The organism is Janthinobacterium sp. Mn2066, assembly GCF_049319705.1.
GTDB lineage: Bacteria > Pseudomonadota > Gammaproteobacteria > Burkholderiales > Burkholderiaceae_D > Janthinobacterium.
Genome location: NZ_JBMOUF010000002.1, coordinates 155,298 through 172,717 on the forward strand (window position 1 = coordinate 155,298; position 17,420 = coordinate 172,717).

16 protein-coding genes are annotated in these 17,420 nt (G+C 61.3%); 9 read left to right on the top strand and 7 right to left on the bottom strand.

Annotation, left to right across the window (positions count from 1 at the left end; translation table 11 throughout):
- Window positions 1-25 precede the first annotated feature (25 nt).
- Window positions 26-3,196, top strand: a complete 3,171-nt coding sequence (locus ACL9RI_RS04025; RefSeq protein ID WP_422725291.1) for an efflux RND transporter permease subunit — start codon at window positions 26-28, stop codon at window positions 3,194-3,196.
- Between the two features lies 1 nt (window position 3,197).
- Window positions 3,198-4,646: an efflux transporter outer membrane subunit gene (locus ACL9RI_RS04030; protein WP_422725292.1), complete on the top strand. Its 1,449-nt coding sequence runs from the start codon at window positions 3,198-3,200 to the stop codon at window positions 4,644-4,646.
- Between the two features lie 13 nt (window positions 4,647-4,659).
- Here the strand turns inward: ACL9RI_RS04030 and ACL9RI_RS04035 are convergent, their stop codons facing one another.
- A complete protein-coding gene (locus tag ACL9RI_RS04035) occupies window positions 4,660-4,944 on the bottom strand; it encodes a putative signal transducing protein (protein WP_422725293.1) in 285 nt (94 codons plus the stop codon).
- A 118-nt stretch (window positions 4,945-5,062) separates the two neighbouring features.
- Here ACL9RI_RS04035 and ACL9RI_RS04040 point away from each other — a divergent pair, with 118 nt between their 5' ends.
- Window positions 5,063-5,638 carry a hypothetical protein gene (locus ACL9RI_RS04040; RefSeq protein ID WP_422725294.1) on the top strand — a complete coding sequence of 192 codons (576 nt, stop codon included), beginning with the start codon at window positions 5,063-5,065 and terminating at the stop codon, window positions 5,636-5,638.
- Between the two features lies 1 nt (window position 5,639).
- On the opposite strand, the gene ACL9RI_RS04045 is transcribed toward ACL9RI_RS04040, so the two are convergent.
- Complete coding sequence (locus ACL9RI_RS04045; protein ID WP_422725295.1) at window positions 5,640-6,296, bottom strand: peroxiredoxin-like family protein; 657 nt, start codon at window positions 6,294-6,296, stop codon at window positions 5,640-5,642.
- Window positions 6,297-6,471: 175 nt separating this feature from the next.
- Here ACL9RI_RS04045 and ACL9RI_RS04050 point away from each other — a divergent pair, with 175 nt between their 5' ends.
- Together ACL9RI_RS04050 and ACL9RI_RS04055 are read left to right on the top strand one after the other, a co-directional pair.
- A complete protein-coding gene (locus tag ACL9RI_RS04050) occupies window positions 6,472-7,377 on the top strand; it encodes a LysR family transcriptional regulator (protein WP_422725296.1) in 906 nt (301 codons plus the stop codon).
- A gap of 333 nt (window positions 7,378-7,710) precedes the next feature.
- Window positions 7,711-9,978 (top strand): carboxy terminal-processing peptidase, encoded by a 2,268-nt coding sequence (locus ACL9RI_RS04055; RefSeq protein ID WP_422725297.1) that lies wholly within the window; start codon window positions 7,711-7,713, stop codon window positions 9,976-9,978.
- A 65-nt stretch (window positions 9,979-10,043) separates the two neighbouring features.
- Here the strand turns inward: ACL9RI_RS04055 and ACL9RI_RS04060 are convergent, their stop codons facing one another.
- Both ACL9RI_RS04060 and ACL9RI_RS04065 read right to left on the bottom strand, forming a co-directional pair.
- Window positions 10,044-10,544 carry a VOC family protein gene (locus ACL9RI_RS04060; RefSeq protein ID WP_422725298.1) on the bottom strand — a complete coding sequence of 167 codons (501 nt, stop codon included), beginning with the start codon at window positions 10,542-10,544 and terminating at the stop codon, window positions 10,044-10,046.
- Between the two features lie 548 nt (window positions 10,545-11,092).
- The gene (locus ACL9RI_RS04065; protein WP_422725299.1) at window positions 11,093-12,001 is read right to left on the bottom strand and encodes a LysR substrate-binding domain-containing protein; all 909 of its coding nucleotides are present in this window, start codon (window positions 11,999-12,001) and stop codon (window positions 11,093-11,095) included.
- Window positions 12,002-12,130: 129 nt separating this feature from the next.
- Here ACL9RI_RS04065 and ACL9RI_RS04070 point away from each other — a divergent pair, with 129 nt between their 5' ends.
- A complete protein-coding gene (locus tag ACL9RI_RS04070; protein ID WP_422725300.1) occupies window positions 12,131-13,342 on the top strand; it encodes an MFS transporter in 1,212 nt (403 codons plus the stop codon).
- A gap of 164 nt (window positions 13,343-13,506) precedes the next feature.
- Here ACL9RI_RS04070 and ACL9RI_RS04075 read toward each other — a convergent pair whose 3' ends face one another.
- The 3 genes from ACL9RI_RS04075 to ACL9RI_RS04085 all read right to left on the bottom strand — a co-directional run bounded on the left by ACL9RI_RS04075 (window position 13,507) and on the right by ACL9RI_RS04085 (window position 14,887).
- Window positions 13,507-13,908, bottom strand: a complete 402-nt coding sequence (locus tag ACL9RI_RS04075; protein WP_422725301.1) for a type II toxin-antitoxin system MqsA family antitoxin — start codon at window positions 13,906-13,908, stop codon at window positions 13,507-13,509.
- Entirely contained in the window at window positions 13,905-14,216 is a 312-nt protein-coding gene (locus ACL9RI_RS04080; RefSeq protein WP_422725302.1) for a type II toxin-antitoxin system MqsR family toxin, read from the bottom strand. The genes ACL9RI_RS04075 and ACL9RI_RS04080 overlap by 4 nt, the downstream gene beginning before the upstream one ends.
- A 131-nt stretch (window positions 14,217-14,347) precedes the next feature.
- Window positions 14,348-14,887: a thioredoxin family protein gene (locus ACL9RI_RS04085; protein ID WP_422725303.1), complete on the bottom strand. Its 540-nt coding sequence runs from the start codon at window positions 14,885-14,887 to the stop codon at window positions 14,348-14,350.
- Window positions 14,888-15,071: 184 nt separating this feature from the next.
- On the opposite strand from ACL9RI_RS04085, the gene ACL9RI_RS04090 reads away from it, so the two are divergent.
- From ACL9RI_RS04090 to ACL9RI_RS04100, 3 genes are read left to right on the top strand one after another with little or no spacing between them, the layout of a single operon-like run.
- Window positions 15,072-15,260 carry a hypothetical protein gene (locus tag ACL9RI_RS04090; protein ID WP_422725304.1) on the top strand — a complete coding sequence of 63 codons (189 nt, stop codon included), beginning with the start codon at window positions 15,072-15,074 and terminating at the stop codon, window positions 15,258-15,260.
- Window positions 15,253-15,993, top strand: coding sequence for a response regulator (locus tag ACL9RI_RS04095; protein ID WP_422725305.1), 741 nt, complete (start codon window positions 15,253-15,255; stop codon window positions 15,991-15,993). Before ACL9RI_RS04090 ends, ACL9RI_RS04095 begins: the two co-directional genes overlap by 8 nt.
- Window positions 15,990-17,303, top strand: coding sequence for a sensor histidine kinase (locus tag ACL9RI_RS04100; protein ID WP_422725306.1), 1,314 nt, complete (start codon window positions 15,990-15,992; stop codon window positions 17,301-17,303). The genes ACL9RI_RS04095 and ACL9RI_RS04100 overlap by 4 nt, the downstream gene beginning before the upstream one ends.
- Window positions 17,304-17,420: the final 117 nt, after the last annotated feature.

Sequence of the window (17,420 nt, forward strand, 5' to 3'; positions counted from 1 at the left end):
CCTGTCGAAAGAAAGAAGGCACATCGTGCTTAGAGGTCTCATCACGTTCGCATTGTCGCGCCGGCCCATCGTGCTGCTGGCCTTGCTGGTGTTTATAGTCGCCGGCCTGTTTGCGTATTCAAAACTCAATATTGAAGCCTACCCGAATCCGGCGCCCGTGATCCTGGAAATTACGGCGCAGGCGCCCGGCTTGTCCGCCGAAGAGATGGAACGCTCCTACACGCGGGCGATGGAAGTGGGCCTGGCCACGACACCGGGCGTGGACAATATCCGTTCGACCTCGTTTTATGGCTTGTCCTTCGTGCGCGTGACGTTTAAATATGGCGTCGACTATTATTTTGCATCAACCCAGGCGGCCTTGAACCTGCAGCAGAATGTCAGCCTGCCCAATGGCGTGCAACCGCAAATCCAGGCCTCGAGCCTGGTCGGTGAAGTGCTGCGTTATCAGCTGACGGGGCCGGCGCACACGGGATTGACGAATTTGCGCACCTTGCAGGACTGGGTCGTCACGCGCCGTTTGATGACCGTGCCCGGCGTGATGCAAGTGGTCACCTGGGGCGGCACCACCAGGGAATATGAGGTCGAGGCCGACCTGCACAAGCTGCAAGGTTTCGGCGTCACCTTGCCACAACTGATTACTGCCGTGGGCAACGCCAATACCAACGTGGGTGGCCGCACCGTCAATATCGGGCAGCAATCGGTCAATATCCGCGGTGTCGGCCTGATCAGGGACACGGCGGACATCGGCAACATCGTGTTGTCGCAGGCTAACGGCGTGCCGGTGCTGGTCAACGACGTGGCCAAGGTCACGATCGGCGCCGCACCGCGCCTGGGCAAGGCGGGCCGTGACGACCAGGATGACGTGGTGACGGGCATCGTGGTAATGAACCGCACCTTGCAAACCAACGAGGTATTGGCGCGCATCAAGACCGAAGTGGAGAAGGTCAACACTGACGGCAGCTTGCCGCCGGGCGTGAAGATGGAGCCGTTCTATGACCGCTCGACCCTGGTCAATGTCACCACGCATACGGTGCTGCACAACCTGATTTTTGGCTGCCTGCTGGTGTTTTTGATCCAGTGGATCTTCCTCGGCGATTTGCGCAGCGCCATCATCGTCAGCGCCAATATTCCGATTGCCTTGTTCTTCAGCATCATCATCCTGGTCTTGCTGGGCGATTCGGCCAATCTGTTGTCGCTGGGCGCCGTCGATTTCGGCATCATTGTCGATTCGGCCGTGATCCTGGTGGAAAACGTGTTCCGCAATTTCCAGAAAACCCAGTCACAGCAGCAGGATCTGATGGAAGAGCAAAACTTTGGCTTGCTGCAAGCCTGGTCCTTCCGTTTGCGCCTGCTGTATATCAGTGCCATCCAGGTCGACCGCGCCGTGCTGTTTTCCTCGGCCATCACGGTGGCGGCGTTTATCCCCCTGTTCACCATGCAAGGGGTCGAAGGGCAAATCTTCAGCCCGATGGCGCGCACCTATGCCTACGCCCTGATCGGCGCCTTGTTTGCCACTTTCACGGTGACGCCGGTACTCGCTTCCATCCTGTTGCCAAAACATGTGGAAGAGACGGAAACCATGGTCGTGCGCGCCATCCGCCGCGTGTACACCCCGGTATTGGCCTGGGCCTTGGCCAAGCGCAAGACCACGGTGGCCATCGGCCTGGGCTTTTTGCTGATCGCCGGCCTGATGCTGCCGCGCATCGGCACGGAATTCCTGCCCGCGCTGGAAGAGGGCAATCTGTGGATACGCGCCACCATGCCGGCCACCGCTTCGCTGGAAGCGGGCATGGACAAGGTCAACCGCATGCGCCGTATCTTGAAAGCCCATCCGGAAGTGATCACGGCGGTCTCGCAGCATGGACGGCCGGACGACGGCAGCGATGCCTCGGGTTTTTACAACGTGGAATTGTTCGTGCCGCTCAAGCCTTTCGACGAATGGCGCAAGGGTTATACCAAGGACATGCTGGTCAAGGAGGTACAGAATCAGTTCGCGGCCGAGTTTCCTGGCGTGGAGTTCAATTTTTCGCAATATATCCAGGACAATATCGAGGAAGGTTTGTCTGGCGTCAAAGGCGCCAATTCCGTGAAGATCATCGGTCCCGACCTGGCGACGCTGGAAAAACTGTCGGACCAGGTCTTGCATGAAATGAAGCAGGTCAAGGGGGTGGAAGACCTGGGCGTGTTCCGCGTGCTGGGCCAGCCGAATTTCAATATCACGATCGACCGCGCCAAGGCGGCGCGCTATGGCTTGAATACGGGCGACATCAATGCGGTGGTGCAAGCGGCTGCCGGTGGCACGCAAGCCACCACGGTGCTGGAAGGCGACCGCCAGTTTGCCCTGACCGTCCGGCTGGCGCCGCAATACCGCGCCGACCTGGAAGCCATCCGCAATATCCCGGTCGGCTATGCCACCAATGGCGGCGGCACGGCCTATATTGCGCTGCGTGAACTGGCCACGATCACGCTCGACACGGGCGCCTCGTATATCTTCCATGAACGCAACGAGCGTTTCATTCCCGTGAAGTTCAGCGTGCGTGGCCGCGACCTGGGCAGCACCGTGGAAGAAGCGCAAGCGCGCGTCGCCGCCAAAGTTGCCTTGCCGAATGGCTACCGCATCATCTGGGCCGGCGAATTCGAGGAATTGCAGCAAGCCAAACAGCGCATGGTGATTGTCCTGCCGATCGCTTTGATGGCCATTTTGATCTTGCTGTACACCTTGTTCAATTCCCTGCGCGACAGCCTGCTGACCCTGGCGGCGATTCCGTTCGCGATTGCGGGCGGCATTGTTGCGCTGTATTTCTCGGGATTGCCGCTGAGCGTTTCGGCAGCCATCGGCTTTGTTTCGCTGTTCGGGGTATCCGTGATGAATGGCATCCTGGTGATCAGTTATTTCAATCACCTGATCGTGGAAGGCAAGACGCCGCTCGAAGCCATGCGCGACGCCGCCGAGCAGCGCATGCGGCCGATGCTGATGACGGCCTTGTCCGCCTGCATCGGCCTGCTGCCGGCAGCCCTGTCGACCGGCATCGGCAGCCAGGTGCAACGGCCGCTGGCCGTCGTCGTGGTGGGCGGCATGTTGCTGGGGCCAATCATGTTGTTGATCGTGGCGCCGGCGCTGCAAGTGATGGTTTTGGGATGGTCGCGCAAGCGCCCCGTCCTGGCGGGTGCGCCATCAAACGAAAAGGAAGCCTGATATGAAGCAATCAAGTGTGAAGCGGGCAGGAGGGAGTTCTTATTGCCACGTGGCCGCCTTGCTGGCAGCGCTGGCCTGCACCGGCTGCGCCGTCGGGCCTGACTTCCAGCGGCCTGCGGCGCCTGCCGTGGACAGTTATACGCGTGCTCCCTTGCCTGCCATAAAAACCTCGGCAGCGGCGAAAGTGGAGCGCCAATGGTGGACCGCGTTTGGCGCGCCAGCCCTGAATGCGCTGGTGGAACGTGCTTTCCAGCACAATCCCAGCATCGCCAGCGCGCAGGCGGCCTTGCGCCAGGCGCAGGAAAGCACGGCGGCGCAATGGGGCAGTTACTTCCCTACCATCCAGGCCGGCTATGCACCGAGCCGCCAGAAAAACGCCGTCGGCACGATTTCCCCGACCCTGACATCAGGCGCGCCCCTGTACACCTTGCATACGGCACAACTATCCATCAGTTACGCGCCCGATGTGTTTGGCCTGAACCGGCGCACGGTCGAATCGCTGGCGGCGCAGGAAGAAACCCAGCGCTACCAGTTGCAGGCGACTTATCTGACCTTGGCTTCGAATGTGGTGGCTGCGGCCATCCAGCAAGCGGCCCTGGGTGCGCAAATCCACGCCACCGAAGCCGTGATTGCGGCCGCGACCCAGTCGCTGGCGGCCCTGCATCGCCAGGCGGAACTGGGCTTTGCGTCGGGGCTGGACGTGGCCGCGCAGGAGACGGCACTGGCGCAGGCACAGCAATCCTTGCCGCCGCTGTTGAAACAGCTGGAGCAGACGCGCAATTTGCTGGCCGTGCTGACGGGCAGTTTCCCCAGCCAGGGCGGGCTGGACGATATTGCCCTGGAGACCTTGCAATTGCCATCCACTTTGCCCGTCAGCCTGCCATCGCAGCTGGTAGACCAGCGGCCCGATGTGCGTGCCGCCGAAGCGCAGATGCATGCAGCCAGCGCGCAGGTGGGCGTGGCGGTCGCCAACCGCTTGCCACAGTTGTCGATTTCCGCCCTGTACGGCGGCAGCGCCACGCAGTTCAGCAAGATGTTTGCCGACGATAACAAGTTTTGGGGACTCACGGGCAACGTCACGCAGACCGTGTTTGACTTCGGCGCCTTGTTGCATCGCAAACGCGCTGCCGATGCCGGGCTGGACCAGGCTGCCGCGCAATACCGCAGCGTGGTCCTGGGCGCCTTCCAGAACGTGGCCGATACCTTGTATGCGCTCGATGCCGACGCGCAGTCGCTATCTGCCTCCGTGGCGGCCGAAGTGGCGGCCAGGAAAACGCTGGACATGACGCAACAGCAACTGGCACTGGGTTTTGTCAATCCCCTGGCCTTGCTCAATGCCGAGCAAGCGTATCAGCAAGCCAGCATTGCACGCATCCAGGCGCAGGCAACGCGCTACACGGATACGGCCGCGCTGTTCCAGGCGCTGGGCGGCGGCTGGGAAGCGGAGTAGGCGACGGCCATCTTCATTGGACGTCGTCTTCCGCAACCCCCACGTCCGCATCTTCCGGCAGGGCCAGGTCGCCCCGCTCGTAGGCGGCCAGGATGTCATTCGCCCTGGCCACGTCGCTTTCACGCACCAGGATGCGCGCGCCACCGATGGCGGGCGCCAGCAGCAGGTTGGCCTGCATGTGCTGGTCGTCCGTCAGGATCACGGGGATGCCGGCCGCTTCCAGGCAGCCACGTATCACATGGGCGTCGGTGGGAATCATCAGCCTGGCAAGCAGGCAATAGTCGTTATTGCTATCCATCGTTCCTCCGTCGGCAGGCCAGGTGCTGTATTGGCCAGGTGCTGTATCGATTTCGCTCCATCTTAGCATTGCGTCACACCTTTATCGGCCAGCATGGATAGAATAGGACGAGACTACCATGATGAGCATCCTCCACAGCCATTGCCATGCGCTGGCGTCCCCCTTGCTGTGCCGCTACCTTGATATCGGCCTGTATCTGGCGCCGTCGCTGCTGCTGGCGCTGCTGATCCGCTTCCTGTCGGGCCGCCATCCCTTCTTTTTTGTCTTTGCGCTGGCTGGCACGGTCTGCCATGAACTGGCGCATTTTGGCATGGGCTTGCTGACGGCTGCGCAGCCGCGCTCGTTCAGCATCGTGCCGCGCCGGGTGGGGCAGGGCTGGGAGCTGGGGTCGGTGACCTTGCGCAGCGTGCGCTGGTATAACGCGGCGCCTGTCGCGCTGGCGCCGTTTTTGATCCTGGCGCTGCCGTTTGCGGTGGCGGCCTGGCGCACGCATCCGGACTGGACTTTCCAGTGGATCGATGTGCTGCTGGCGTTTCTGGTGGCGCCGCAATTCCTGGCGTGCTGGCCATCCTTGATCGACTGGAAGATCGCGCTCCGTTCCTGGCCGTATGTGCCGGTCATCGCCGGCCTGTTCTTGCTGCTGCGCCAGTTCCGGCCCGAGTGGCTGGAACTGGCGCGTTTGCTGCCGCTCTGACTTATCGTGACAGCACGGCCAGCATGTCGTGCGGTTCCGGCCGGCGCGTGTAGTCGGGATTGACTTCCGCGTAGATGATCGTGCCATCCTGGGCGATCACGTAGCGCGAAGGCATCGGCAAGCTCCAGCTATCGTCGCCATTGGTGGCTGGCAAGTCGTTCTTGCGCGAGGCATATAGCTCGACCAGATAATCGGGCAAACTGTAGCGCACGCCAAAGGCGGCAGCCACCTCGTTACCCGCATCATGCAGGATCGGGAAGGTCAGGTGATGGGTGCGCTGCGACTTGCGGCTGCTGGCGGCTAGTTGCGGCGAAATGGCGACCAGGCTGGCGCCAGCGGCGATGAAGGCAGGCAATTCGTCTTGCAGGGCTTGCAGTTCCATATTGCAGTAAGGGCACCAGACGCCGCGATAAAAGGTGACGATCAGCGGGCCGCGCGCCAGTAACTCTGTTGAAGCCACCGGCTTGCCCTCGCTATCGTGCAAGGTAAAGGCGGGCGCCCGGTCGCCGACTTGCAAGGACTGCTCGGCCAGGCCTGACGCGATCAGTTCGGCGGTGGCGCGGGCCATGATGGGATGGATTTCCGGTGGCGTGTTGTACGGCGGTTTGCCGGCGATAAAGTCGGCCCGGAAAGCGTCGAGTTTGGCTTGCAGTGTCATGGTCTTGCTCCTGTCTATGAATGAGGTGGTACTGCTGCAGTCATTATTGGGTCGTGGATCAGGCTTGGACAGGCAGGCTGATGGACTAGAAGCTATTCCAGATGGGAATGGATGAGGGATTTAATTTCACTCAAGTGCTATGATTCATCTCGATATGGAATAGAAAAGCCACTTTATGGACCGCTTGAATGCAATGGAGAATTTTGTCGCCGTGGTCGATGCCGGTTCGTTTTCGGCGGCGGCGCGGCTGCTCGGCATAGGCCAGCCGGCCGTGTCGAAAACCATCGCCCAGCTGGAACAGCAACTGGGCGTGCGTCTGCTGCTGCGTTCGAGCCGGCGTTTGACCGCGACCGAGGCGGGTCTGCGCTTTTACGAGCGGGCACGGCGCGCCGTGGCCGAGGCCGATGCCGCGGAACTGGCGGCGCGCGGCGCCGGCGCCAGCCTGTCCGGGCTGCTGCGCATCTGCGCCGGCGTGACGTTTGCAAGGCTGCATATTTTGCCGCATCTGCAGCTATTCCTTGATCAGCATCCTGATGTCAGCATCGATGTGGTGCTCGATGACCGCCATATCGATATGCTCGAGCATGGCATCGACGTGGCCTTGCGCATGGGCGGCTTGAACGATTCGGGCATGACGGCGCGGCGCATCGCCCAGACGCGCCGGGTGGTACTGGGCACGCCAGCCTACTTTGCGCGTGCCGGCGTGCCGGCCAGTCCAGCTGATCTGGCCTTGCACCGGGCCATCGTGTATGCCCAGCCCGGCGGCGGTACGGCCTGGACTTTTACGCACGGCGGGGAAGAAGCATCGGTGGCCCTGACCGGCAAGCTACGGGTCAATGCGGCCGAAGGCGTGCGCGCCGCCGTGCTGGCCGGCATGGGCTTGACTATCGTATCGGAATGGATGTTCAGCCCGGAATTGCGCGATGGCCAGGTGTGCAGCGTGCTTGATGACTGGCGCTTGCCGATGGTGGATTTATGGGCAGTGTATCCGGGCGGACGCATGGCCAGCGCCAAGGCGCGTGCTTTTATTGAATTTGTCGAGCAACTGCTGGTGACGCCGCCGCCAGCGCTGGCGGGGTGAGGACGGGGGAATGCGTGCTCTCAGGAAAGTCCTGCTTGCACAGGGAAACATGAATTAATACAATGACTTGGCGAAAATAGTATGGATGTTGTTAAAAACCTGGCCTGATTTCCCTGGCTTCAACGATGTTTTATTTTGTAAAGTTTCAGACATGGCCTTTAATCAGCGCTTAAGCTGGCGGGCAGAAACTGCGGCTACATGGGACACGATCCCTGTGGTTCCCTGTAGAATAATATTCAGACCAGTCATAGAGTCCCCTTTCGTGTTGTGCTGGCTGGCGCCCGGTTCCCCGGCGCCGGCGGTAACTGATTTATATAATTTTCGGAGAAGCCGATGAAGAAGCAAATGATGCTGGTCACCCTGGTGCTCGCCCTGTCAGCCCAGGTTGGTGCAGCGCAGACGGACAAGAGTGCCGCTCCTCCGCCCCCCATGAAGCCGCTGGCCCAGCAAACGCAGGCCGCCCTGTGGGCGTCGCGCGTGCTGTCGCGCTACCATTACAAGGCCATGCCGCTCGACGATGCGATGTCGGAAAAGATCTTCGACCGCTACTTCAAGTCGCTCGATGCCGAAAAGCTGTTCTTCGTGCAAGCCGATATCGACCGTTTCGCGCCCGTGCGCGCCAAGCTCGATGACGCCATCAATGGCGAAGACCTGAGCGCGCCATTTGCCATCTACAATCTGTACCAGCAGCGCTTTGAAGAACGCATGGCCTATGCGCGCGAACTGCTGAAGACCAAATTTGACTTCACGCAAGACGAAAGCTATCAGCTGGACCGTGAAAAGGCCGCCTGGCCGAAGAACGATGAGGAAGTGCGCGACCTGTGGCGCAAGCGCGTCAAGAATGACTGGCTGCGCCTGAAACTGGCCGGCAAGGATGAAAAGTCCATCCGCGAAACGCTGGACAAGCGCTATGAAAGCTATGTCACGCGTTCGCGCAAGCTCAATAGCGAAGATGTGTTCCAGATCTTCATGAATGCCTACGCCATGTCGATCGAGCCGCATACCAATTACCTGGGACCGCGCGCTTCGGAAAACTTTGACATCGCCATGCGCCTGTCGCTGGAAGGCATCGGCGCCGTGCTGCAAACGCGCGACGAATACACGGTGGTGCGCGAAATCGTGCCGGGCAGCCCGGCAGGCCTGTCGGGCAAGCTGAAAGTGGGCGACCGCATCATCGGAGTGGGGCAGGGCGAGAGCGGTCCCATCACCGAAGTGCTGGGCTGGCGCATCGACGACGTGGTGCAGCTGATCCGCGGCGCCAAGGATTCCACCGTGCGCCTCGATATCCTGCCGGCCGATGCCGGCCCGGACGCCAAGCATACTGTGCTGGCGCTGGTGCGCAAGAAGATCAGCATGGAAGAGCAGTCGGCGAAGAAATCGATCATCGAAGTGCGCGACAATGGCGTCAAGCGCCGCATCGGCGTGATCTCGCTGCCGACCTTCTACCAGGACTTCGATGCGCGCCGCCGTGGCGACAAAGACTTCAAGAGCGCCACGCGCGACGTGTCCCGCCTGCTGGGCGAGTTGAAGAAAGACAAGGTTGACAACGTCCTCATCGATTTGCGCAACAACGGCGGCGGTTCGCTGAACGAAGCCGTCGATTTGACGGGCTTGTTCATCGACAAGGGCCCGGTGGTGATGCAGCGCAATGCCGAAGGCAAGGTCGATACTGAGAGCGATACCAACGCCGGCCTGGCCTGGGATGGCCCGATGGGCGTGCTGATCAATCGTGGCTCGGCCTCCGCTTCCGAGATTTTCGCCGCCGCCATCCAGGATTACGGCCGTGGCCTGGTGATCGGTGAGGGCAGCTTCGGCAAGGGCACCGTGCAAACCCTGATCGACCTGAACCGTTTCGGCGGCAGCGACAAGGCCCGCTTTGGCGAGCTGAAAATGACGGTGGCACAATTCTTCCGCATCAACGGCGGCACCACGCAATTGCGCGGCGTGACGCCCGACATCAAGCTGCCCGCCATGTCGGATACGGAAAACTTTGGCGAATCGAGTTATGACAATGCCTTGCCATGGGTCTCCATCAAGCCGGCGAACTACACGCCGACGGGCGACCTGAAGGACATCGTGCCGCTGCTCGACAAGAAACATGAAGCGCGCGTCGCCAAGGACAAGGACTTCCAGTATCTGCAGGATGACATCGCCCTGGTCGTCAAGCAGCGCAAGGATAACCAGCTGTCGCTGAACGAAGCCGTGCGCCGCAAGGAGCGCGATGCCCAGGATGCGCGTGCCAAGGCGCGTGAAAAACGCCTGATCGCGCAGATTTCCAATCCGAGCGACGATCTGGTGGTGATTCCTGATCCGAAAGACGTGAAGAGCGCTGCCGCCAAGACCGCCAAGCAGCAGATTGCTGCCGTGAAGGGCGCCTTGCGCACCGACGATGGCTTGCAGGGCGACGAGCGCGCGCTGAGCACCGAACTCGACGCTGAAACGGCGGCGAAGAGCGCCAAGGACGTGCTGTTGAATGAAACGGCGCGCATCCTGGCCGATGAAGTCGCGCTGATCAAGGCCGACACCCGCCTGGCGGCCAAGGTCTTGCCATACGCCACCGATACCAAGGGTGCGCCGGCCACGGCTGCCACGGCCAAGTAAGCGTTTCAGGCCCGGCATGAACCTGGCTGGTCCCGATGGGGCCAGCCAGGTTTTTTTATGGCTGCTTAGCCTGTGATGGGTTTTTCGATGCGGAAGTTGAGCGCCGCGTCGATATCGCCTTCCCACTGTGCACGGGGCAGTTCGAACAGCAGCTCGATCTCGACGCCGTTCGGGTCGAACAGGTGAATGCTGTGCGTGGCGGCCCGCTCCACGCGGCGATGCAGTTTGACGCCATGCGCCGTCAGGAAATCGATCTGTGCCAGCCAGGCGTCGCGGCTGGCATATTCGATGGCGATATGGTTGAGCAGTTGCCCATCGCCTGCCTGCCATCCGGGTGGCTGGTACAGGCCGATGTCGTGGTGGTGCAGCTTGCCGTCGCGCTGGCCGCTGTAGAAACGCATGGGCGGCGTGGCGCCTGGCGTGGTCGGACGGAAAGTGCCGACGTGGCGAAAGCCCAGCAGATTGGACCAGAAGTCGTGCGATTCGTCGATGTCGCGCACGTTGAGGACCAGATGGTTGATGCCGAGCGGTACCTGGGCTGAGGTTGGGTTGGTGTTGGTATGCATGATTTTTTCCTGTCGAAGGCGTTGGATCGTGCCAGGCGGCGCCATGGCGGTAGTAGGGATGTCCAGCGGGAGGAGCAGGAGGCGCACGTGCGAGCGGCTGCAGCCAGGCAACAGTCAAGCCGAAGGCATGGCCATTGAAGGTGGCGCAACAGGAGCAAGGGGTATCTGGTCTCTGCGCAAGCAGAAGGCGGCCACGATGGATGGCGGTTGAGGCAAGCATAACGTTCCCACGCGCTATGAACAAACCAGGCAATAAGCCGGGCGGATTCAGGTTGCGCGTTGGTTGACGTAAACGCTTACGATTGCTTGATGCAATGAACCGAGTCTAGCGCTGGATGGACCGCACGTCAAGCAGCAACTGCGGCACGGGTGGGATGTCCCAGTTATGCGTGGTGCGTATTTCTCTCATTCCAACAATCAATTGGATCGCTATGTCGCAATGCAGCATAATTGATCCGTCTCCTCTATTCTCCTCCAAGAAAATAGATTCAGCCCGCTCCTGTAGCGGGCTTTTTTTTGCCTGCAATGCAGGTGTTTGCTATTGCTCGCTATTGCAAAGTCGTATCGGCGGCGAACAGCGCGCTGATCCAGTTGGCGAATGCCTGCACCTTCGGCGCGCTCAAGCGTCCCTGGGGCGTCAGCAGCGAGATCGGCATGGGCGTAGGCGGATAATCGTCGAGCACGGTTACCAGTTCGCCGCTGTCCAGGTAGGGGCGCACCTGATACAGGCCCGACTGTGCCAGCCCCAGTCCCTGCAAGGCGCAGTCCAGGCTGGCGTCGGCGTCGTTGACGGCGATCGGGCCCGTCATCGGCACGCGCACCACTTTGTCGCCCTGCACAAAATCCCAGTCGAAGGCGCGTCCTGTCCGGCCGGAAAAATGCATCACGCCCTGATGCGATGCCAGGTCGGCCAGCGTGCGCGGCGTGCCGTGGCGCGCCAGATAGGCAGGGGAGGCGCAGGTGACGAAACGCATCAGGCCCAGCTGTTTGCCGATCAGCGCGGAATCCTGCAGCTCTCCCACGCGCAGCGCGCAATCGGTGCCTTCCTGCGTCAGGTCGACCAGGCGGTCCGACAGGCTCAAGAACAGTTCCACCTCCGGATAAGCGGCATGAAATTGCGCGATATGGGGTAACACCAGCCGGCGGCCCGCCGTATTGGGCAGGTTGACGCGCAGCACACCCCTGGCTCTATTCGCTTCCGGCCCCCGGAATGCCAGCTCCGACGCATCGACGGCGCCGAGGATGGCCGTGCAATGGCGGAAATATTCGGCCCCATCGGGCGTCAGCGACAGCTTGCGGGTGGTGCGCTGCAGCAGCTGCGTCCCCAGGTAGGCTTCCAGTTTCTGCAGGGTGGCCGTCAGTGCGGCACGCGGCAGGTTCAGGGTTTCGGCCGCCTTGGAAAAGCTGTTGGCCTCGACGATGCGCACAAAGGTTTGCATGGCCTTGATCTTGTCCATCGCCGCACTCCCTTATGATTGTTCATATAATGTGAAAAGTATAGGCTGATTATGCCCTAATTATCTTTGCCTCGCGTTTGCCTACAATGGCGTCATCGTTATTTATCGCTATATCACCGAGGAAATAATATGAACAAGGCCTCTCAAGAATCATCGGACATCTCGTCTGGCATGGTGCTGCTGCTGGCAGTGGCATCCGGCCTGATTGTCGCCAACCTGTACTACGCCCAGACCCTGGTCGGGCCCATCAGCGCCGCCACGGGCTTGTCGGCCAAGGCGGCCGGCCTGATCGTGACCCTGACACAAGTGGGCTACACCCTCGGCCTGTTATTTGTCGTGCCGTTGGGCGATTTGCTGGAAAACCGTCGCCTGATCATTACTGCCTTGCTGGTGACGGCCGTGGCGCTGGCCGTGGCTGCCTTCAGCACGGGCGCCGTGGTCTTTTTGGCCGCCGCGCTGGCCATCGGCCTCGGTTCGGTGGCCGCGCAAGTGATCGTGCCGTTCGCCGCGCATTTGTCGAAAGAAGCCACGCGAGGACAAACCGTGGGCAAGGTCGTCAGTGGTTTGCTGCTGGGCATCATGCTGGCCCGTCCGGTAGCGTCGCTGGTGGCTGCACACGCCAGCTGGCATCTCGTGTTTGGCGGCGCCGCCGTGCTGATGCTGGTGCTGTCGGTCGTACTGCGGCGCGCGCTGCCGCTGCGCGTGCCCGTCTCGACGATGTCGTATCCAGCCTTGATGGCTTCGCTGTGGCATTTGCTGCTGGGCACGCCTGTACTGCGCCGCCGTGCTGCGTATCATGCGGGCCTGTTTGGCGCCTTCAGCCTGTTCTGGACCGTCACGCCGCTGGTGTTGGCCAGCCCCGCATTCGGCTTGTCGCAAACGGGCATCGCTATCTTTGCGCTGGTCGGCATGGCGGGCGCCGTTTCGTCGCCCATCGCCGGCCGCCTGGCGGACGCGGGCCATACCTTGCCGGCCACGGCGATTGCGCTGCTGCTCGGTATCGCCGCCTTTGCCTTGCCGATGTTCGTGCCCGCCTCGAAGCATGTGGCGCTGGGCCTGCTGGTCGCCGCGTCCATCGTGCTCGACATGGGCGTGGCGGCCAACCTGGTATTGGGCCAGCGCGCCATTTTCAGCCTGGGCGCGGAAGTGCGGGGACGGTTGAACGGTTTGTATTTCGCCTTGTTCTTTGCCGGCGGCGCGGCCGGTTCGGCGCTGGGCGCCTGGGTCTATGCCAGCTATGGATGGCAGGCGACCTTGCTGATGGGCATGGCTTTCCCCGGTGTGGCGCTGCTGTACTGGCTGGGAGAATTATTGCCCGTGATGGCGCGCCGCACGGCCTGAATGTGGCTGCGCCATAGCATTATCACCACGCTGTATTTCTATCATCATGAAGATAAAGTGGAATGATATGGCGCAACGCAGCATAATGTTTCTGTCTCCTCTACTTCCTCACAGGAAATAGATTCAGCCCGCTCCCATAGCGGGCTTTTTTTTGTCTGGCCATCTTAGGCCGCGATGACTTCGGGCAAGAGTTCGGGATGATTGTTGAGTAGTTTCAACAGTTTGACGGTGGCCAGCGGCGGCTTGGTTTTGCCATTCTCATAGCGCGAAAAGGCATTCACGCCGCCGCCAAAGATTTCCGCCGCCTGGCGCTGGTCCAGGTTCAGCTTCTTGCGCACGCTGAGGATAAACTGGGGATCGACCGATGCGCTATTGACCTGTTTGTTGAAGGCCAGCATCAGGTCCATGGTGCGGCGCGATTCCTGCGGCCCCAGCAGGGATTCATCGCACGCCGTGCAAAATTCGCCTTCGACGTGCGGCAGTATCGTCGTCTCGCCCTTGTAGGTGTAGGGCAGGTCCCGTACATCCTGCACCAGTTCGCCGGCACCGCAGATTTCGCATTTCATGGTGATAACTCCTTGAAGGACACGATCAACACGCCATTCTGTATCATTAATTTCAAATACACGTCCTCATCGTTCGGTGTGACCGCGTGATACACATCCATCCAGTGGCCGGGATTTTTCTCCGATTCCATGGTTTTATAAAAGAAGCCGCTATGGGGCAGGTCCAGCACGATGGCGATCATGCCGTCCAGGCCAAGTCCCAGCCGGGTAGCGCCTTCGCGGGCGACTTTGGTCGTTTTGTAGCGCCCCTGTCGTATCAACACCAGCATGTCCGCCAGATTGTGCGTCGCTTTGAGGAAACTGGCCATGGGGCGCTCCTTATTCATCAATTTAACCTACTTGGTTAAATTTGGCAAGTAGGTTAATGAAAATATGTGGATAATGAGTTAGCGTAGCCGCCTGCTGCTGGGCACACTTTGCGCCAGATGGTAAACAGCGCTCAAGGCTGTGCCAGCAAGGCCCGTATGGTGTTTTCCGTTTCCGCATAATCCCCTTCGCCAAAGTGCTGGTAGACGATGCGGCCTTTTTTATCGATCAGGTAAAACGCGGGCCAATATTGGTTGCGGTAGGCGCGCCAGGTGGCATAGCGGTTGTCTTGCGCGATCGGATAAGTCAGGCCCAGGCGCTTGGTGGCCGCTTCCACATTGCCGGTCGAGCGCTCGAAGGGAAATTCCGGCGTGTGCACGCCGATCACGGTCAGGCCCTGGCCCTTGTATTTGTCGTGCCATTGCTGGACGTAGGGCAGGGTGTTGACGCAGTTGATGCAGGTGTAAGTCCAGAAATCGACCAGCACCACCTTGCCCCGCAATTGTTCGATGGTCAAAGGCGGGCTGTTGATCCAGTGTTCGATGCCGCTCAAGGCGGGCGCTGGCCCCAGGTCTTGCAGGGGCGCTGCCTGCGTGACGTGGGCGGTGATGGCGAGGCTGCTGCCGGCAACGATGCTGGCGGCGATGAGCAATTTCTTGATGGTGCTGATCATGGTCATGTCCTTTCAGTGGGGAAGCGTGGATGACCGTATTGAGCCTCTTCCGCGTATCGGGCGTGTGTCGTCCTGTGCATGGCGATGCGGCGGAATGTATCGGCGGCGCTGGCAGATACAGTCGGACATAAATCTTTGCTAGACTTCCGCTATAAAGTAGCCTTTCCAACGCAGAGAGCGCGTCATGCATACAGAACTTCCCTCGCCGCCGCTACACAAGCCAGGCTTTTTGAAACGTACGGTGAAGCGTATCTTTGCCACTTCCGTCTTCCTGCTGGGCGGCATCGGTTTTGAAGTGAGCCATCCCGTCAACTGTTCCACCATCCACGCCAGCGGGCCGCGCCTGCGGCCGGGCAAGCGCCGCGATGGATAAACCCGACCACATCCTGATCGTCGATGACGACCATGAAATCCGCGACCTGCTCTCCAGTTATTTGCGCAAGATCGGTTTCCAGGTCTCGGCTGCCGCGAATGGCCGCCAGATGCGCAGCGTGCTGGAAGAGGAGCCGGTCGATCTGGTGATTCTCGACCTGATGCTGCCGGGCGAAGATGGCCTGGTGCTGTGCCGCGAGCTGCGCGCCGGTAAATGGCGGGCCGTGCCCGTGCTGATGCTGACGGCCCTCGATGAAGAAACGGAGCGCATCATCGGCCTGGAAATGGGCGCCGACGATTACGTGGCCAAGCCGTTTTCCTCGCGCGAGCTGGTGGCGCGCATCCGTGCCGTGCTGCGGCGCACGCGCATGCTGCCACCCAGCATGAAGCCGCTGGAAGTGACCCAGCTGCTGCGCTTTGGCGACTGGCAGCTCGACACCACGGCCCGCCACCTGCTCGACGCCGACGGCACCATGGTGGCGCTCAGTGGCGCCGAATACCGGCTGCTGCGGGTATTTCTCGACCATCCCCAGCGCGTGCTGACGCGCGACCAGCTGCTGAACCTGACGCAGGGGCGCGATACGGATCAATTCGACCGCTCGATCGATTTGCTGGTCAGCCGCTTGCGCCAGCGCCTGCGCGACGATGCGCGCGGCCAGCGCTACATCAAGACCCTGCGCAGCGAAGGCTATATCTTTACCTGCACCGTGGAAGTGTGCGAGGGCGCGGCATGACGATGCCGCGCGGGCATTGGTGGTCCTGGTGGCCGCGCAGCCTGTTTGCGCGCCTGATGCTGATTTCTTTGAGCGGCCTGGCGGTGGCGTATGCCTTGTCCTTTACCGTCACTTTTTATGAACGCGGGCTGGCTACCAGGTCCTTGATGCTGGGCGATATGGAGCAGGACGTGGCCAGTTCGGTGGCCTTGCTGGACCGGCTGCCGGCCCATGAGCGCGCGCAGTGGCTGCCGCGCCTGGAGCGGCGCACCTACAGTTTCATGCTGGGGCCAGGCTTGCCTGGGGCGGCGCCCGATGCGCATCTGTCCGAATTGCTGGCGGCGTCGATCGAGCGCTCCATCGGCCAGCATTACCCACTGACGGCCAGCGCCATTCCCGGCTTGCGCGAACACTTGCAGGTGCATCTGCGCCTCAGCGATGGCGCACCCTTGACCATCGATTTGCGTCCCCGCGGCTTGCCCGTCTCGCCCTGGCTGATGCCGCTGCTGCTGCTGCAGTTGCTGCTGCTGGCGCTGTTTTCATGGTGGTGCGTGCGCCTGGCTACGCGCCCGCTGGCCCAGCTGGCGCAGGCGGCCGATGCGCTGGGACCGGACTTGAAAGCCGTGCGCCTACCCGAAGATGGTCCGGTGGAAGTGGCGCGCGCGGCCACCGCCTTCAATGCCATGCAGGAGCGCATCGCTACCTATATGCACGAGCGCATGCATATCCTGGCGGCGATTTCGCACGATTTGCAGACCCCCATCACCCGCATGCGTTTGCGCGCCGACCTGATGGACGATGGCGATCAGCGCGACACCCTGATCCGCAATTTGCAGGAGATGGAACAACTGGTGCGCGAAGGCGTGACGTATGCGCGCACCCTGCATGGCGCCACCGAGCAGCCGCGCCGCATCGACCCCGATGCGCTGCTCGACAGCCTGCTGTGCGACTATCTCGACGCGGCGGCGGACGTTACCCTGAGCGGGCGTGTCGGCGCGCCCATGCTGCTGCGCCCCGTCGCCTTGCGGCGCATCCTTGTCAACCTGATCGACAACGCCCTGAAATACGCGGGCAGCGCCGAGCTGGTCGTGGAAGCGTCGGACGGCGTGGTGACGATACGCGTGCTCGATCGCGGCCCCGGTATCGCGCCGGACAAGCTGGAAACCGTGTTTCAGCCGTTCTACCGGCTGGAGACGTCGCGCAACCGCGACAGCGGCGGCACCGGCCTGGGACTGGCGATTGCGCGCCAGCTGGCGCAGGCCATCGATGCACGCCTCAGTCTTGCCAACCGTCCCGAAGGCGGACTGGAAGTGCGGCTGATCCTGTTGTAGAACTGACTTTTGTACCTGAATGTATCTGGCTCCGCTCCAGATACATTTCTGCTCCTCTGGCGTATATAAAAACATAGCCCCGATACACGGGCGGCGTCTAATAAGACTCAGCGCCAG